Source organism: Microcella sp. (assembly GCF_046293215.1).
GTDB lineage: Bacteria > Actinomycetota > Actinomycetes > Actinomycetales > Microbacteriaceae > Microcella.
The window spans coordinates 26,646-43,418 of the sequence record NZ_JBKBPI010000010.1; the positions used below are offsets into that span (position 1 = coordinate 26,646).

Here is a 16,773-nt window from a genome sequence, read left to right on the forward strand (position 1 = left end):
CCGCAGTCGTTACGGCGCGAGCGCGACCCGCGCCGACGATGAGCCGGTGGACAGCGAGAACGCACCCCGAGCATCCCCTGCGCTGACGCGATAGTCGCCGGCGAAGCCCGCGACGCGCACCCGGCCTGCCTCGTCGGTGCGCACCGCTGTCGGCGCGACCCACCACTCGCCCTTGATGAGCCGACGCAGCGCCTCGTAGCCGGGCTTGCGGCGGCCGTCGGCGCGCACGAGGCCGACGGGGGCGCCGAGCCAGGCTCCGCGATCGGTGATGCCCCAGTAGGTGATCGACGCGACGTTCGGGTGGCCGACGAGCATGCGGTAGTGCTGCTCGAGCTCGCGGGCCTGCCGCGCCTCCCCATCGGGGGTCGACGGCCACTCGTCGACCACGTAGTCGTTCAGGTCGACGACGTCGGCCGGCATCAGGTCGCCCGACAGGATCGTCGTCTCGGTGAAGTGCACGGGCAGACCGAAGCGGCCGAAGCGGTCGGCCAGCTCGAGCAGCTGCGCCCCGCGGAACCCCTGGTGCATGTGGGTCTGCACGCCGATCGCGTCGAGCCGCACACCCGCTTCGAGCACCTGCTCGATGAGGCGCTCATAGTCGACGCTGAGGTCGAAGTCGTTCAGCAGCAGCCGCACACCCGGGTCGGATGCACGGGCCTCGTCGACGGCGAGACGCACCATCTCGACGCGGCCGAGCTCGCGCGCGAGCCGCGAGACGGCGTTCGGAACGCCGTCGGGCTCGTTGACGAAGTCGGGCATGATGACGACCTCGTTGATCGCGTCCCACTCGTCGATGAGGCCGGCGAAGTCGCGCACCTCGCGGCGGACGCGCTCGCGCACGAGCCGCTCGACCTCCTCGGTCGGCAACTGATCGAGCCATGCGGCTTTCACCGTGTGCCAGACGAGCGGGTGGCCCTTCACGCGCACCCCGCGCTCACCGAACCAGCGCGCGGCCTGCTGCAGCCGTGCCGTGTCGGGCTTGCCACGCTCGGGCTCGAACATGCCCCAGTAGAACGGCAGCACGGCGAGGTTGAACAGCCCCAGCCAGTCAGCGGCGAGGTGCCGCTCGTCGGCCGTGCCGTTGGCGTGGTCGATCAGGTCGAAACCGATGCACCCGAACGCGAACTCGTGCCCGGTCTGCTCGATCACGACCTCGGTGTTCGCGAGCGGCTCGCCGTCGACACCGAGCACGGTGACGTCGGCCTCGCCGCGGCGGTGCGCGACGGGGCTCGCCGGGTCGGTCGGGGTCACGCTCCGATCACCTGGAAACGCGCGTGCACGGCGCGGTCAGCGCCGAGCTCGCGAACGGCGCCGGTCACCTGCACGCGGTGCACGAGCGGAATGTTCCCGCTCGAGCGCCCGAAACCCAGGTCGACGACGCCGGGCTCGACGATGCGGCGACCGTCGCGTCCGGTGAACCCGAGCAGATCCATCGGGACGCTCACGGCGACGCGCACCGCGGCCCCCGCCGGGATCGTCACGCGCTGATAGCCAATGAGCCGCTGCACCGGGCGCACGACGCTCGCGACGGGATCGTGCACATACAACTGCACCACCTCGTGCGCCTCGCGGGTACCGCGGTTCACGAGTCGCAACGACAGGACGGCCTCGCCGTCGGTCGCGACCTCGTGGTCGGGGCTCTCGAGGTCGGTCCACACCACATCGGAGTAGCCGAGGCCGTGTCCAAACGGGTATGCGGCGGTCGGGTCGACGTTCGACACGTCGGTCTTCCGCGCGAGCGGCGCTGCCAAGTAGGTCGACGGCTGCACGCCCGGGTGCGCGGGAATGCTCACGGGGAGGCGCCCGGCCGGCTCGACCCGGCCGCTGATGACGCCGGCGATCGCGCCGGCCCCCTCCTCGCCCGGGAAGAAGGCCTGGATGATCGCGGCAGCCTTTTCGGGAGCGTCGCCGAGCGCATACGGCCGCCCGGTCAGCAGCACGACGACGGTCGGCGTTCCCGTGGCGAGTACCGCGTCGAGCAGCTGCTGCTGCGCGCCGGGCAGCGTCAGGTCGCCCGCGTCGCAGCCTTCACCGCTCGTGCCGCGACCGAACAGGCCCGCACGGTCGCCGAGCACGAGGATCACCACGTCGGCGCTCTTCGCCGTCTCGGCCGCGGTGCCGATGGCAGCGGTCGCCCCGTCATCGATGCCGGTGCCGGCCAGGTGCGTGACGCGGGCGTCCGCGAATTCGGTACGCACAGCATCCAGCACGGTGTCGATCTGGATGCCCATCTCGACCCCCGGATGCTGGCTCACGACGTGCGTCGGGAACGAATAGCACCCGAGCATCGCGTACCGCTCGTCGGCGTTGGGCCCGATGACGGCGACCCGCTGCGGCGCGGCGAGCGGCAGCAACCCGTCGTTCTTCACGAGGACGATGGACTGCTCGGCCAGGGTGCGCGCGAGCGCCCGGTTCTCGGGGCTGTCGAGGTCGATCGAGCCCCGCACGCTGTCGGCGTCGGTGAACGCGACGTCGCGCAGCGCCTCGGGCACGGGATCGTAGTCAGCCTCGAGCAGGCCCAGCTCGAGCTTCTGCGCGAGCACGCGCCGCAGCGCCGTGTCGACGAGGGCCTCGTCGACGACCCCCTCGTCGATGGCGCGCCGCAGCGGCTCGCCGAAGGTCTTCACCGTAGGCAGCTCGACGTCGATGCCCGCCTCGAGCGCGGCGCCGGCGGCCTCGGCCCACGAGTCGGCGGTGCCGTGCAACAGCTTGAGGAACGCGATCGCGAAGTAGTCGGCCACGACGGTGCCCGTGAAGCCCCACTCGTCGCGCAGCAGCTCAGTGAGGAGGCGACGGTCAGACGCCGAGGGCACGCCGTCGAGGTCGGTGTACGAGTTCATGACGCTACGCGCCCCGCCCTCGCGAACGGCCATCTCGAACGGCGGCAGCAGCACGTCGGCGAGCTCGCGAGGGCCGACCGAGACGGGGGCGAGGTTGCGGCCCGCGCGCGACGCCGAGTACCCGACGAAGTGCTTGAGCGTGGCGACGATGCCCGCCGTCTCGAGCCCGCGCACGTACGCACTGCCGACCGTGGCGACGAGATACGGGTCCTCGCCGATCGTCTCTTCGACGCGACCCCAGCGGGCGTCGCGCACGACGTCGAGCACGGGCGCGAGGCCCTGGTGCACGCCGACCGAGCGCATGTCGGCGCCGATCCGCGTCGCCATCTGCTCGACCAGCTCGGGGTTGAACGTGGCGCCCCATGACAGAGGAACCGGGTAGGCGGTTGCGCCCCACGCGGCGAAGCCCGCGAGGCACTCCTCGTGTGCGAGCGCGGGAATGCCGAAGCGGTTCTCGGCGACGATGCGGCGCTGGGTCGTGAGGAGACTCAGCGCGCCGACCCCCGCATCCACCGGTGCCGTGCCGAACGGGCGCGTCAACTGGCCGAGCCCGTCGGGCAGAACCTCGTCGAGGTCGATCTCGTCGTCGAGGTCGTGCTGGTGCGGGGCGACGTCGCCGCCGTCCGCGCCGGCACCGACCCACACGCCGTAGAGCTGTGCGATCTTCTCGCGCAGTGTCATGGCGGCGATGAGCGCCTCGACGCGAGCCTGGGGCTCGAGAGCGCGGTCGTGCCAGGGTGCTCCGCCGTCGACGGTGACGGCGGACGGGGTGTGAATGGTCATCCCTTCACTGCTCCTGTCAGCCCGCCGACGATGCGGCGCTGGGCGAGGGTGAAGAACAGCAGGGCGGGCAGCATCGCGATCGACGTGAAGGCGAGCACCCCCGCGGTGTCCTGCGAGTAGGCGGTCGAGAAGTACTGCACGCCGACCGGCAACGTCGCGGTCGCCGGGTTGCCGAGCAGCAGCAGGGGAAGTAGATAGGCGTTCCAGCTGGCGACGAAGGCGAGCACGCCCACCGTGATGAGCCCCGGCCACGACAGCGGAAGCAGCACGCGCCAGAAGAACGTGAAGCGACCGGCCCCGTCGATCAGCGCCGCGTCTTCCAACTCGGCGGGGATCGCGCGGAGGAACGGGACGAGGATGATGATCGTCACCGGGAGGGCGAACGCGATCTGCGGGGCGATCACCGCGAGCAGATTGCCGAGCAGCCCGAACGAGCGGAGCATCGTGAACAGCGGAAGCACCGCGACCGTCAGCGGGAACAGCAGGCCCGCCACGAACAATGAGAACAGGAACGTGCGCCCGTAGAACTCGTAGCGTGCGATCACGAAAGCGGCCATCACGCCGAGGATCACGACACCCCCGGTCGTCGCCACAGCGACGATCGTCGAGTTCGCGAACTGCGTCCAGAAGTTCGGGTCCTGGAACACCCCAAGATACCGGTCGAACACCCACGGGTCGGGAAGCCCGGCAGGGTCACGGTTGATCTGCGCCGTCGTGCGGAACCCGCCCAGGATCACGTAGATGACCGGCGCGACCGTGATGCCGCAGATGACGAGAGCGACGATGTACGCGAACGGCGTGGCGAGGTCGCGCTTCTTGCGCCGCGAGGGCGGCGGGTCGTCGAGCGAGACGCGGGGTGAGCCCGGTGTGGGCGCGTTGGGCGCCGCCCCGGGAGTGAGTGTGGCGGTCATGAGGTTAGCCCCTCGTGATCGCGCCGCGCATGTCGCGACGCAGGACGTAGCGCTGATAGAGCAGCGCGATGACTAGAGAGACGACGAACAGGATGACGGCGACGGCGCTGCCGTAGCCGATCTGCGAGCGGCCGTTGCCGTACTCGACCATGTAGGTCGCCATCGTTTCGGTGGCGTTCAGCGGACCGCCACCAGTGAGGATCCACACCATGTCGAACAGCTGAAGGGAGCCGATCATCGACAGGAACGCCCAGATGCGGATGGTCGGACCGAGCAGCGGCAGTGTGATGTGCCGCTGGGTCTGCCACCAGCTGGCACCGTCGATCGCGGCCGCCTCGCTGAGCTCTTCCGGCACACCCTGGAGGCCGGCGAGCATGAGAATGATCGCGAAGCCCAGGTACTTCCAGGTGATGACGGCGAACAGGGTCCAGAAGGCGACGTCGGGATCGGCGAGCCAGAGCGGCTTCTCCCCCGTCCAGCCAACCGAGGTGAGCAGAGAGTCGAGCGGCCCGCCCGGCGGAAGCATGAGACGGAACGCGAGACCCGCGACGACCTCGCTCAGCACGTAGGGAACGAACACGAGGGTGCGAATCAGCGCTCGACCGCGCAGGGGGCGGTTGAGCAGCAGCGCGATACCGATCGCCAGCGGACCCTGGATCAGTAGCGACAGGACGACGATCAGGAAGTTGTTCGTCATCGCGCCGAGGAAGATCGGGTCGGTCAGTGCTCGCACATAGTTGTCGAAGCCGATGAAGCGGTCGAGGGCGCCGAGACCGTTCCAGTTGAAGAAGCTGTAGACGGCGGCCAGCGCGACCGGCACCAGCACGAACGTCACGTAGACGATGAGTGCCGGAGCGACGAACACCCAGATGAGCAGCAGGCCGCGCGACTTCTGTCGCGACCGGGATGCACGGGGCGGGGCAGGTGAGGGGGGCACCGGGCCCGCGGCGGTGGCCGCGGACCCGGTGCTCGTGGTGGTGAGGCTCATGAGGGTTACAGCGTCGCCGCGGCGTTCCTCATGTTGTCGACGATCGCCGTGGGCGAGCCCTGGCCGCCGAACAGGTTGACGATGCCCTCGTTCATGGCGCCGCCGACCGTCGGGCCGTAGGCCGTGTCGAGCCACAGCTGCACGTAGGTCGAGGCCTGGAGGCCCTCAAGCACCTGCAGCAGGTTGACGTCGGAGATACCAGCCTCGGAGCCCGGGGTCACCGGGATACCGGCGCCGATCTCACCGAAGCGGGTCTGCACCTCAACGCTCGTGATGTAGTTCAGCAGGTCGGTGCACTCCGGCGGCGACCACGCGGTGCACGAGAAGCCGTCGCCGCCGCCGAGCGCGGCCGTCGGGTCACCCTGCGCACCGTCAATGGCCGGGAAGTTGAACCAGCCGAGGAACTCCGGCGGGGTGGCGTTCTCGTCGCCGGTCTCCTCCTGGAGGATGCCGCCCATGACGCCCGGGTTCCAGTGACCCATGAGCTCCATGGCAGCGGCGCCGGTCGCGACCTGGCCGGCCGAGCTACCCGCACCCTGCTGGGCGCTGGTGGCGAGGAATCCGGGGTTGAACGGCTCGGAGGCGATGAACTCCTCGAGCAGCTCGCCCGCGGTCTCGAAGCACGGGTCGTCGAAGGTGTACGAGACCTGGGCCTCCTGCAAGATCTCCGGCGAGCACGACTTCAAGGCGAAGTGGTACCAGTAGTGCGCGGCGGGCCAGCCGTCACCGGCACCGACCGCGATCGGCACGATGCCGGCGGCCTTCAGCGCGTCGATGGCGTCGTAGAGCTCATCAAGGGTCTCGGGCGTGCCCTCGATGCCCGCCTCGGCGAACAGCTCGGTGTTGTACCAGAAGCCCGAGATGCCGAAGTTGAAGGGCAGGCCGTAGGTCGCACCCTCGAACTGCCACGGGGCGACAACGCCACCGAGCTGGTCGACGCGCTCGCTGACCTCGGCGCTGATGTCCTTGACGAAGCCGGCCTCGACCTGGGCGGCCAGCTCGCCGGCGCCCCACTGCTGGTAGAGGTCGAGTCCGCCGCCGGTGCGCAGCTGGTTCGGGATCAGCGTGCGCTGCAGTTCCTCGTTCTGGTAGGCGGTCACGTTGACGCGAACGCCCGGGTTGGCATCTTCGAACTCGGCGGCAACGTCTTCCCAGAAGCCCAGCAGGGGCTCACCCGTTCCGTTGTGCCACCAGGTCAGAACGACCTCGTCGCCACTGCCCGAACCGCCGTTGCCACCGGTGCCGGGCTCGGCACTCGGGGAGCACGCGGCGAGGGCGCCGATGGTGAGGCCGGAGAGGGCAATTGCCGCCCAGCGCCTCGGTGCTCGTCTGTTCATCTTTGAACCTCTCGAAAGTTTCGGCGTCTATGCCGAAAGTGATGGGGACGGTTTGACTATAGGTCGGTCGCCGTTTGTGGTCAAGCACAACATATTTCGAAGCGGTAACGAGCACCGCACGGCGAGCGCGGGCGCATCGGAGCGACGCGTGAGAATCGCGCGGGCGCATCGCGAGCATCCCGCTGACGGCAGGATGCGCGGGGCGCGTCAGGCGGCGAGGCTCGCTTCCAGCCGCAGCACGTCGGCCGCGTGGCACAGCTCGGTCGCCTCGGTCATCGCGGTGGCGGCACCGCACGCCACACCCGCACGGAATGCGTCGGCGAGGGAGCGACCCTCGGCGAGCCGCAGCACCATGCCGGCAAGGAACGAATCTCCCGCGCCCACCGTCGAGTGCACCTCGATCGGGGGTGGGGTGAGCCGCAGCGTTTCGTCGCGCGTCGCGAGCACCGCGCCGTCGCCGCCCAGGGTCAGCGCCACGACCTCGACGCGCCCGCGCCGCACGAGCTCCTCGGCCGCGGCGATGCGCTCGTCGATGGTCGACAGCGTCGCGCCGACGAGTTCGCCCAACTCGCGCCCACTCGGCTTGATCAGGTACACGCCCTCGTCCAGCGCCGCGGCCAGGGCTTCTCCCGAGGCATCGACGACGACCCGCGCCCCCGAGCCGTGGGCCGCGTGCGTGACCCGCGCGTAGTAATCGTCCGGCACGCCGGGCGCCAACGACCCGCTCGGAACGACGTACCCCCCGTGCCGCGCCGCCGAAACCGTGGCATCGAGGGCGGCCTGCCACTCGGCCTCGCTCAGTTCGGGGCCCTGCAGCACGAAGCGAAACTGCTTGCCCGTCGAGGTCTCGTCGATCGTGATGTTCTCGCGCGTAGACCCGGCGATCGGCACAGCGCGACCCACGATGCCCTCCGCTTCGAGCAGCTGGCGGTACGCCTGCCCGGTCGGACCGCCGACGGCGTAGATGGCGGTGGACTGGCCGCCGAGGCGGGAAATGACGCGGCTGACGTTGACTCCCCCGCCGCCCGGGTCGAGGCGGTTCGGCCCGCAGCGCATTTTGTGCTCGGGCATGACGGTGGCCGTCGACGTGCTCACGTCGAGCGCCGGATTGATCGTCAGCGTCGTGATCGGCAGCGGCGGCGCGGGATGCTCGGACATGCTCCCCAGGCTAGTGACGCGGACGGATGCGCGGCAGGCCCCGACCCCGATGGTCGGACTACTCCGCCCCCACCTCACTGAGCCCCGGCAGCGGCACATCGCGGCTGCGCATGTCTTCGGCGAAGGCGCTCCGCAGGTCATCGTCGACCTCGTCGCGCCCGGCGGCGGCCGCGTCAGCCGCGCTCTCGACACGCGTCGGCCCAACGACCGGCCACAGGCCGGGCAGAGCATCGATCAGCGCGGCGAGTGTCAGGCGGTGCACCGATGTTTCGCGGGCGATTGCGAGGGCGGCGACACGCGGCACCCGCGTCGCTAGCGGTGCGGCCTGGGGGCCGCCGAACGGCGCGTAGGCGAGGAAGGCGATGTCGTTGTCAGCGCAGTACCGGTACTCCTCAAAGTTGTCGACACCCAGCCCCAGGCGGTTCTCGACGGCATTGATGTGCGTGATGGCGCTGACCTGTTCCAGCATTTCGATGCTCGCGTTGGACAGGCCGATCGTCTCGACGACGCCCTCGTCGCGCAGCTCGGCGAGCGTGCGCACCGACTCCTCGATGTCGCGGACTCGGTCGGCGCGGTGCAACAGCAGCAACGACGGCGGAGCCCCAAACACTTCGCGACTAACCTCCGCGTCGTGACGCAACCGTTCGGCGCTTCCGTCGGCGTCCCACGCCGAGGTAGCGATGCGGAAGTGTCCGGCCTTGGTGATGATGGGCAGGCCCGGCCGAGCGTCGCGGGCGACCTTGGCGAGCCGCTCGCCCACCGCCTCATCGTCGACGGTGGCGTAGGCCCGCGCCGTATCGATCGCCACCGCGCCCGCGGCCACGCCCGCGCGCACGACGTCCTCGGCACGCTCGGCGGTCATCCCCTCTTTCAGCACGAGGGAAGCGACGCCCAGCACCACGCCGCGCTCGCCGAGGACCTGCGTCACGGCATCCATGGGGCGAGCCTAGGGGTAGGAGAGCCCGACACGCACCCCCTTGCGGGCAATCCGCCGCCGGAGTAAACCGCGTCGATGGCTTCCCGTCACCCCGCGATCACGGGCGCAATGGCCTCGTCGAGCCACGCGAGCAGTTGCTGCTGTCGCAGGTGGTCATGGGTGATCGGTTCGGCCTCAGTGATCTTTCCGATCTCGACGTAGGCATCGTGCAGGGTCGGATGCACGTCTCCGAGGGCGAGATCGGCGAGGTGCCGGCCGGTAACGCGGGGCACCGTCGCCTTCGGGTGCACGGCCAGCACCGGCATGAGGTACTTCCAGAGCCAGTAGCGGAACGCGGGCATCTCGCGCACGAGCCCCGTACCGACGACGAGACCCGGATCGTAGGTGTTCAGTCGTCGCCCGTCCCCGGCAAGCCGGTCGGCCCATGCGTGCGCCAGCGTGACGAGGGCAAGCTTGCTCGTGGCATACGCGACTCCCCCGTGTTCACGCTCGGTCGCCGTATTCACCGAACCGGTTGCGGGCGGCATCGGTACGGCGAGCTCGGCCGGCGAACGCCACTCGGGGTCGGGAATCAGATTGAAGGAGTAGCGCTTGCCGCGGTGGGTCGATGAGCCAAGAAGGACGACGTGACTACGCGGCGCCAGCCTGTTCTCGAGCGCACGCAGCAGAGCGTGCTGGGCGATGACGTTCACCGCGAAGGTGCGCTCGAAACCCTGAGCGCTGGTGAGCCGGCGACTCATGAACTGCGCCCCGGCGTTGAGCACGAGAGCGTCGAGGGGGCCAACGTGCCCCTCGTCGATGAGTCGGCCAACATCTGCCGCGGCCGTGCGCACGCTGGCAAGGTCGGCGAGATCCAGCCCGACGCCGTGGGCGTCACGACCCGCCGAACGTGCGGCGGCCACGGAATCCGCGAGCGCGCGGGGGTCGCGGCCCAGCAGCACGAGGCGCGGGCGAGCAGGGTTCTCGATGAGGTGCCGCAGGGTGGCGGCTCCGATGCCACTGGTGGGACCGGTGAGAAGCACGGTGGGTCGGGTGATGTCATGAACTGTCATGACACCAGAGTATGTGATGTCAGAAACTGACACAAGAGTAGAGTGGGCCTATGCCCCGCTGGCCCGAAGACACTCGCGAACGCCTGGTCGACGCCGCGATCGCGCTCTTCACGGAGCACGGCTATCCCGCAACGACGATCGATCAGATCGCCGACCGTGCGGGCGTGAGCGCCCGAACCTTCTTTCGTCACTTCGGTGACAAAGAAGAGGTGCTGTTCGCCGACGATGACGCGCTGCTGCCTCTGTTGCTGACGACCATTGCGACGGCCGACAGCGACAACCTCCGGGATGCCGAAACCCTCATGCACCACGCGCTCGGCTCTCTCGCCGACGCGATGGAGCCCGGCCGGGCCACCCTCGCCGCGCGCCAGCGCATTGTCGACTCCGACGTCGCGCTATCGGGCCGCGAACTCGCGAAGCAAGCCCGCTGGCAATCCGCCGTGGCCGACGCACTCATCGACCGCGGCTTTCACACCGACGATGCGGACGTACTCGCCGCGATCGGGTTCGCCCTGTTTCGCCGTGCCCTGCACGCGTGGCTCGCACGCGAGCAGGGCACGCTTCGCGCGCACATTGAGGAGGCGCTACCGCGCATCCGCACCGTCCTGGATGCGCAGCCCCGGTCATCCCGTCACACGGCGTAACAAACGTGGCCGGGGGCAAAACGGCGCGGATACCGTGATCGCATCATGAGCATCCGCCTCTGTTGTTGCTGTTGTCGCTAGCGCGAATCTCCCCCGCTAGACCCCCTCGCGCGCTCTGCGCACCCGCGGCCCCGCCCGCGTCGACAACCCGCAACTTCATGCATAAGGATTAAACCCATGACCTCCGCCGCCCTCCCCATCATCGACCTCTCGCTGCTCGACGGCTCGGCCGACGACCAGGCCCGCTTCCGCGACGAGCTGCGTCGCGCCACCCACGAGGTGGGTTTCTTCTACCTCGTCGGCCACGGCGTCAGCGATGCACAGTTCGCCGAGATGATCGAGCTGTCGAAGCGCTTCTTCGCCCTGCCGGAGGAGGAGAAGCTCGCGATCGAGAACACGCTGAGCCCGCACTTCCGCGGCTACACGCGCGTGGGCGGCGAGCTCACCCTCGGCAAGCAGGACTGGCGCGAGCAGATCGACATCGGCGCCGAGCGCGACGCCGTGCCCGCCGGCGACGGCGTCGAGGACTTTTGGGTGCTTGACGGGCCGAACCTGTGGCCCGAGAACCTCCCCGAGCTGAAGACGGCGGCCCTCGCCTGGATCGATCGCCTCAACGGCATCGGCGCGCGGTTGCTCAGCGCCTGGGCCGAGGCTCTCGGCGCCCCGGCCGACCACTTCGACGCCGCCTTCGGCGAGCGCCCTAGCCCGAACATGAAGATCGTGCGCTACCCCGGCAAGTCGGGCCCTCAGCCCGAGCAGGGCGTCGGCGCCCACAAAGACCTCGGGGTGCTCACTCTGCTCTACGTGGAGGAGGGCAAGGGTGGCCTGCAGGTTGAGAAAGACGGCGAGTGGATCGACGCCCCGCCGGTGCCCGGCGCCTTCGTGGTGAACATCGGCGAGCTGCTCGAGGTCGCGACCGACGGGTACCTGAAGGCGACCCTGCACCGCGTCGTCTCACCGTCCGAGGGCGATGAGCGCATCTCGATCCCGTACTTCCACGGTCCGGCGCTCGACGCCGAGATCCCCCACATCGATCTGCCCGCCGAGCTCGCCGCCGAGGCGCGCGGCGTCACCCTCGATCCGAACAACCCGATCCACGCTGTGTTCGGCCGCAACTGGTTGAAGAGCCGCGTGCGGGCGCACCCGAACGTGGTCGAGGCGCACCACCCGCACCTCGCGGCGAAGTAGCGGATTAGCGCTCGAGCGGGGCGACCCGCTCGAGCGCTTCGGCGAGCCGCGCGAGCGCGGCGTCGTCCAGCGCGCCGAACCTGTCGGCCAGATGCGCGCGCACGGCGGCCTCGAAGTCGCCGATGCGCCCGGTCGCGTCCTCCGTCAGCGTCAGTAGCCGTGAGCGCGCATCATCCGGATGCGCGCGACGCTCGACCAGCGACCTCTCGACGAGCGGGTCCACCAGCTGGGTGACGGCGCCGGCCGTCACGCCCAGCGTCTCGGCAAGCGCCGACGGCGTCATGCCGATGCCTGAGCGCGCGAGCACGAACAGCGCGTCGACCTGCCTGCCCGATAGGCCATCCGCCGCGAAGGGCGATGACCGCATCCGCCTTACCTGCCTCGTGAGCTCGGCAGCGGCCGCGAGGATCCGGCCGATATCGGCGTCACGGTTGCGGGATGCGTCGCTCACCCCGCCAGCCTCTCACGCGCTGACGAACGGCATGCGGCCGACGAACTGACGGTCGTCGATCTGCGTGACGATGAAGTCGGCAAGGTCGTCGCGGCTGATGACGGTGCTCGCATTGACCCCCACCCCGCCGACACGGTGGTGTCCTGTGCCCGGCTTCTCGGTGAGGCGGGGCCCGCGCACGATGGTCCAGTCGAGTCCGCTCCCACGCAGGACCTCGAGGTGCCCTTCGGCGTCGGCAAGCACCTCGCCCTGCAGTCGGCGCAGCAGGAAGGTGATCACGCGGTCAGCGGCCTTGGGTCGGTCGGCCGGGTCGGCGAGCCCCCCTCCAGACAGGGACACGATGCGGACCACGCCCTCCGTCCGCATGGCCTCGACGATGTTCGCCGTGCCGTCTGTTTGCACGCGCGCGGGCGACCCGGCGACGTGGCCGAACACACTCACGACCGCGTCCGCGCCGGCAACGGTCGCGTGCACGGCGGCCGGGTCGAGCACGTCGCCGGTCACGATCGTGAGGTCAGGATGCTCGTGGTCGAGGCGCGCCGGATCACGCACGAGAGCGCGCACGGCGTGTCCAGCATCCAGCAGTCGGGTCAGGACGCGGCGGCCGGTCTTGCCGGTGGCGCCGAAGAGAGCGATCGTCGTCATGCATTTAGTTTAGCAACTAAAGCAAGTGGGCCACGCGCCGTCAGCGCGCCAGGCGTCACGCCCCGATCGTGGTCGCCAGCAGCGTCAGCAGCGGGATGCCCGCCAGCAGATTCAGGGGGAAGGTCACGCCAAGGCTCGCCGACAACGGATACGTCAAGTTCGCGTCAGGGAGCGCGAAGCGAACCGCCGCCGGTGCGGCAATGTAGGACGCGCTGCCGCACAGGATGCCGAGCACCACGGCGCCACCGACCGACATACCGATCGCCGTGGCGGCGAGAACGCCGAGCGACCCCGCGAGCAGCGGGAACACCAGCGCGAACACGATGAGCCCGAATCCTGCCTGCTTCAGCGAGCCCAGGCGGAGTCCCACCTCGAGCCCCAGTGCCAGCAGGAACAGCGTCAGCACGCCGGTGAGCGGGTCGACGAAGAACGGTTGCAGGGGCGCGTACCCCCGTTCGCCGATCGCGGCGCCGACCGCGAGTCCGCCGAGCAGCAGAATGATCGACTTGCCCGCCATGACGTCGCGCAGCGCCCGCCACCCGGTCGAGGCTTCCGCCGAGTGCCGCATCGCCAGCAGTACGCCGATGATGATGCCGGGAATCTCGAGCACGGCAAGAAGGGTGGGTGCGTACCCGGGGTAGCCGAGTCCGGCGAGGTCGAGAAACACGAGAGCCGCCGTAAAGGTGACCAGGGAGGTGGAGCCGTAGTGGGCCGCGATCGAACCGCGATCGAGGGGGCCGAGGGGGGTCGCGACGCGCAGTGCGAGGTAGGCGGCGAACGGAATCACAATGCCCAACGCGAGCGCGAGCAGAATCGGCCCCAGCACCTCGCCCGGATCCGCCGATCGCAGCGCGACGCCTCCCTTGAGACCGATGGCCAGCAGGAGGTAGATCGACACCGACTGCGTGAGCGCATCGGGCACGCGCAGATCGCTCTTCACCACCACGGCGATGATGCCGATCAAGAAGGCCAGCACGGGTGGCGATAGCAGGTTCTGCAGGGCAAGTTCGATGCTCACGTGGTGACCTTCCGAATGATCGGGAGCGTGTCGGGGCGCACATCGCCCGGCCCGAAGTTACATGAATCACAGTTCATGCAAAAGTTCGTGTCCCACAATGACACCTTCCGCGCCAGCCACCCGTAGGCTCGACACCCGTCACCACCACACAAGGAGGCCCCGTGTCGACCCTCGCAGCCCCCGCCATCGATTGGATGCGCGCCCGCGTCTCCGCAGGCCAGCTTCCGACCGCGGTTATCGGTATCGCCACCGCCGACGGAGTCGTGGACATCGCGGCGGCAGGGTCCGATGCTGCGGGAGCCGCGCATCCCGAATCGCGGTACTGCCTGTATTCGGTGACGAAGCCGCTGAGCGGGCTCGCCGCGATGCGTGCCGTCGAGCGCGGCCTGCTCACGGTTGACCAGACGCTCGGCTCGCTCGTGCCGGGCGTGGCGACGCCGCAGGTCACGCTCGGGCAACTGCTCAGTCATACGTCAGGACTCAGCGACGTGTCACTCTCGAGCACGGCGGTGCTTCGCAACGTATTGCTGGCCGCAGAACTCGAGTTCGTGCCCGGCACCGCGCGGCGCTACAACAACATCGCCTGGGAGGGCGTCGCGGCCATGGTGGAGTCGGTGACCGACACCGCGTTCACCGCGCAGATCGAGGCGCTCGCGCGCGACGCAGGGGCCGCGAGCCTGTCGTTCGACGCCTCCGACGCGCGACCCGTCTACGACGCTGACATCGTCGGGCACGACCATGACGCGCTGATGCCACTGCGCCACCCCGCCGGAGGAGCCGTGGCGAGTGTGCACGACCTCCTCGCTATCGGCCAATCGCTGCTGCGCGGCGACGGCCGCACCGTGCGACCAGCAACACTCAGCGCCATGCTGCGCAATCGCACTCAGGGGCTGTACGTGATCGACCCTGATCCGACCAAAACAGACGAAGACTTCGGCCTCGCCTTCAACCTGCCTCGACGTCCCGGGCTGATTGACCACAGCTGGTTCGGGCACGACGGATGGACGTCGACGCAGTTCTGGATATCTCCCGCCGCGGGCGTCGTGCTGGTTCTTCTCACCAACCGCTTCGCCGCGTGGCGCCCGGAGGTCGGGGTCGCCTTCGATCAGCTACGCAACGTGGTCACGACCGCGTTCGGGTAAGCCCCATCCGACGACGCGCATCCATGACGCGGATGACGAGCGTCGACGCCCACAGGATGCTGACCGCCACGATCGCGAGGCTCCAGAGAAGGGTGAGCTGCGCATCCGCGGTGCTGATGCCGACGCCAATCAGCGCGTAGGTGACGGTCAGCCCATAGACGATCGAGCCGCGCGACACGACGGCGAAGAGCACGGCGAGCCCCGCGGCGGCGGCCAGAACGAGAGCCTGCCAGGTGATCCCCCACTCAGTGTCGTACGGCGCACCGGCACCCTGGACAACCGTGCCGATCTGTACGAAGAATGCCATCGACACCCAGCCCGAATACACGCCAATGGTGAGGTACAGCAGGCCGCGCTCGACGACGTTCCACGTCGCGATCTCGTCACGGGCGGCGACCACGCGGCGCCAGGCAACGATGAACGCCACCAGGTAGACGACGAAGACGGCCAGACCAAGCGGATTGTCTTGGCCGAAGGCGGCAGTCGCAAGCCAGAGGGCAAAACCGGCGAAGACGATCGCGAACGGCCCGGCAAGGCGGTCGCGGATGCTCGTAGCCGGCCGGATCGTCGATGGACGCACCTGCGCGATCGCCCACGCGATGCTCGCCACGATGATCAGCCCCCAGATGGCGAACCACGGACCCGGCGGAATGAGCGGAGAGAACTCGGGCCCCGACTCCATCATCTCGTCCGACAACAGGTCGAACAGCAGCGACGACACCGGCTGGCCGATGGCGAGAATGAGGACGGTGTACCGCCAGGCTCGATGCTGGTTAATCGTCATCTCACAAGCCAATCACATCGGCGATCCAGCGCACGGCCGCCTCGGTTCCGCGCTCGTCGTCGGCGAGGGCCGAGATGTGCCCCTCGCCGTCGAGCTCCCACAGGGTCGCCCCCGGGACAGCGTCGGCGAGCCAGCGGGCGTGCGCAACGGGCACAACCCGGTCGTCAGAACCATGCACCACCAGTGTCGGCGCCGTCACGCGCTGAAGGTCGACGCCCCACGGTGCAACGTAGGCGAGGTCGTCGTCGACGATGCCGTCAATTCCCGTCGCGACCGCTGCGGCGGCCACCGTCGCCAACCACGCCCACGAGCCGGCGAGCGCCGCCCAATCACGGAGGCCGAAGTCGATGCCTTCGCCGCCCGACTCCTCGTGCGCCCGTTTGCGGTCCTCACCCTCTAGCGCCGCGCGGAGCGACGCGGAACTGATCGGCCCCATGCCGTCGAACCAGGCCTCAGCGTCCAGGCCCGCCTGCGCCCCAGCGTCGTCGGGCTCGTCGCTGCTCTGACTCCGGTACGGGGCGAGCGAACCGCTCACCGCCACGGCCGAGACTCGGTCGGACAGTTCGGCAGCGCAGGCCAGTGCGTGCGGCCCTCCGCCCGAATGACCGAAGACGGCGAACCGCTCGAGCCCGAGCGCGTCGGCGAGCTGCTCGACGTCGGCGGCCACCGACCCGACGGAGCGCCCACGGTTTCGCGTCGATCCGGCGTAGGCGGGCCGGTCGAACGACACCCAGCGAAGCCCCGCCTTCTTGGCGGCACGCATCAGCGGCTCGGGGGGCGAGCCCACGTTGGGCGTGCCGTGGTGCCAGATGATCGGAAACCGCGACGATCGCCACCCCGTCTCGTAGACGTGCAGAGTGCGCCCGTCGGCGAGCTCGATGTCGCGCTCGCGCAC

The 16,773-nt window shown here is 69.4% G+C and carries 16 protein-coding genes; 3 read left to right on the forward strand and 13 right to left on the reverse strand.

Annotated elements, in window-relative coordinates:
- Nucleotides 1-9: 9 nt before the first annotated feature.
- The 8 genes from ACK4SC_RS09680 to ACK4SC_RS09715 form a co-directional block, all read right to left on the reverse strand.
- Nucleotides 10-1,251, reverse strand: a complete 1,242-nt coding sequence (locus ACK4SC_RS09680; protein WP_409617455.1) for an endo-1,4-beta-xylanase — start codon at nucleotides 1,249-1,251, stop codon at nucleotides 10-12.
- Nucleotides 1,248-3,623 carry a beta-glucosidase gene (locus tag ACK4SC_RS09685; protein ID WP_409617456.1) on the reverse strand — a complete coding sequence of 792 codons (2,376 nt, stop codon included), beginning with the start codon at nucleotides 3,621-3,623 and terminating at the stop codon, nucleotides 1,248-1,250. Before ACK4SC_RS09685 ends, ACK4SC_RS09680 begins: the two co-directional genes overlap by 4 nt.
- Nucleotides 3,620-4,534 (reverse strand): carbohydrate ABC transporter permease, encoded by a 915-nt coding sequence (locus tag ACK4SC_RS09690; RefSeq protein ID WP_409617458.1) that lies wholly within the window; start codon nucleotides 4,532-4,534, stop codon nucleotides 3,620-3,622. Before ACK4SC_RS09690 ends, ACK4SC_RS09685 begins: the two co-directional genes overlap by 4 nt.
- A gap of 4 nt (nucleotides 4,535-4,538) precedes the next feature.
- Nucleotides 4,539-5,522: a carbohydrate ABC transporter permease gene (locus tag ACK4SC_RS09695; protein WP_409617459.1), complete on the reverse strand. Its 984-nt coding sequence runs from the start codon at nucleotides 5,520-5,522 to the stop codon at nucleotides 4,539-4,541.
- Nucleotides 5,523-5,527: 5 nt separating this feature from the next.
- On the reverse strand, nucleotides 5,528-6,859 hold the full coding sequence (locus tag ACK4SC_RS09700; RefSeq protein WP_409617460.1) for an ABC transporter substrate-binding protein: 1,332 nt from the start codon (nucleotides 6,857-6,859) through the stop codon (nucleotides 5,528-5,530).
- Nucleotides 6,860-7,066: 207 nt separating this feature from the next.
- Entirely contained in the window at nucleotides 7,067-8,017 is a 951-nt protein-coding gene (locus ACK4SC_RS09705; protein ID WP_409617461.1) for a 1-phosphofructokinase family hexose kinase, read from the reverse strand.
- Nucleotides 8,018-8,075: 58 nt separating this feature from the next.
- On the reverse strand, nucleotides 8,076-8,954 hold the full coding sequence (locus ACK4SC_RS09710) for an aldo/keto reductase (protein ID WP_409617463.1): 879 nt from the start codon (nucleotides 8,952-8,954) through the stop codon (nucleotides 8,076-8,078).
- Between the two features lie 86 nt (nucleotides 8,955-9,040).
- Nucleotides 9,041-10,006 (reverse strand): SDR family NAD(P)-dependent oxidoreductase, encoded by a 966-nt coding sequence (locus ACK4SC_RS09715; RefSeq protein WP_409617465.1) that lies wholly within the window; start codon nucleotides 10,004-10,006, stop codon nucleotides 9,041-9,043.
- A 50-nt stretch (nucleotides 10,007-10,056) separates the two neighbouring features.
- Here ACK4SC_RS09715 and ACK4SC_RS09720 point away from each other — a divergent pair, with 50 nt between their 5' ends.
- On the forward strand, nucleotides 10,057-10,650 hold the full coding sequence (locus tag ACK4SC_RS09720; RefSeq protein WP_409617467.1) for a TetR/AcrR family transcriptional regulator: 594 nt from the start codon (nucleotides 10,057-10,059) through the stop codon (nucleotides 10,648-10,650).
- 177 nt (nucleotides 10,651-10,827) lie between these two features.
- Nucleotides 10,828-11,838: an isopenicillin N synthase family dioxygenase gene (locus ACK4SC_RS09725; RefSeq protein WP_409617469.1), complete on the forward strand. Its 1,011-nt coding sequence runs from the start codon at nucleotides 10,828-10,830 to the stop codon at nucleotides 11,836-11,838.
- Nucleotides 11,839-11,842: 4 nt separating this feature from the next.
- On the opposite strand, the gene ACK4SC_RS09730 is transcribed toward ACK4SC_RS09725, so the two are convergent.
- The 3 genes from ACK4SC_RS09730 to ACK4SC_RS09740 are packed head-to-tail and all read right to left on the reverse strand — an operon-like array spanning nucleotide 11,843 to nucleotide 13,952.
- The gene (locus tag ACK4SC_RS09730) at nucleotides 11,843-12,289 is read right to left on the reverse strand and encodes a MarR family winged helix-turn-helix transcriptional regulator (protein ID WP_409617470.1); all 447 of its coding nucleotides are present in this window, start codon (nucleotides 12,287-12,289) and stop codon (nucleotides 11,843-11,845) included.
- Nucleotides 12,290-12,301: 12 nt separating this feature from the next.
- Nucleotides 12,302-12,934, reverse strand: a complete 633-nt coding sequence (locus tag ACK4SC_RS09735) for an NAD(P)-dependent oxidoreductase (RefSeq protein ID WP_409617472.1) — start codon at nucleotides 12,932-12,934, stop codon at nucleotides 12,302-12,304.
- A 55-nt stretch (nucleotides 12,935-12,989) separates the two neighbouring features.
- Nucleotides 12,990-13,952, reverse strand: coding sequence for a sodium-dependent bicarbonate transport family permease (locus tag ACK4SC_RS09740; protein WP_409617474.1), 963 nt, complete (start codon nucleotides 13,950-13,952; stop codon nucleotides 12,990-12,992).
- Between the two features lie 161 nt (nucleotides 13,953-14,113).
- On the opposite strand from ACK4SC_RS09740, the gene ACK4SC_RS09745 reads away from it, so the two are divergent.
- On the forward strand, nucleotides 14,114-15,094 hold the full coding sequence (locus ACK4SC_RS09745) for a serine hydrolase domain-containing protein (RefSeq protein WP_409617476.1): 981 nt from the start codon (nucleotides 14,114-14,116) through the stop codon (nucleotides 15,092-15,094).
- On the opposite strand, the gene ACK4SC_RS09750 is transcribed toward ACK4SC_RS09745, so the two are convergent.
- Nucleotides 15,075-15,878: a hypothetical protein gene (locus ACK4SC_RS09750; RefSeq protein ID WP_409617478.1), complete on the reverse strand. Its 804-nt coding sequence runs from the start codon at nucleotides 15,876-15,878 to the stop codon at nucleotides 15,075-15,077. The genes ACK4SC_RS09745 and ACK4SC_RS09750 overlap by 20 nt on opposite strands.
- Nucleotide 15,879: 1 nt before the next feature.
- Nucleotides 15,880-16,773, reverse strand: coding sequence for an alpha/beta fold hydrolase (locus ACK4SC_RS09755; protein WP_409617480.1), 894 nt, complete (start codon nucleotides 16,771-16,773; stop codon nucleotides 15,880-15,882).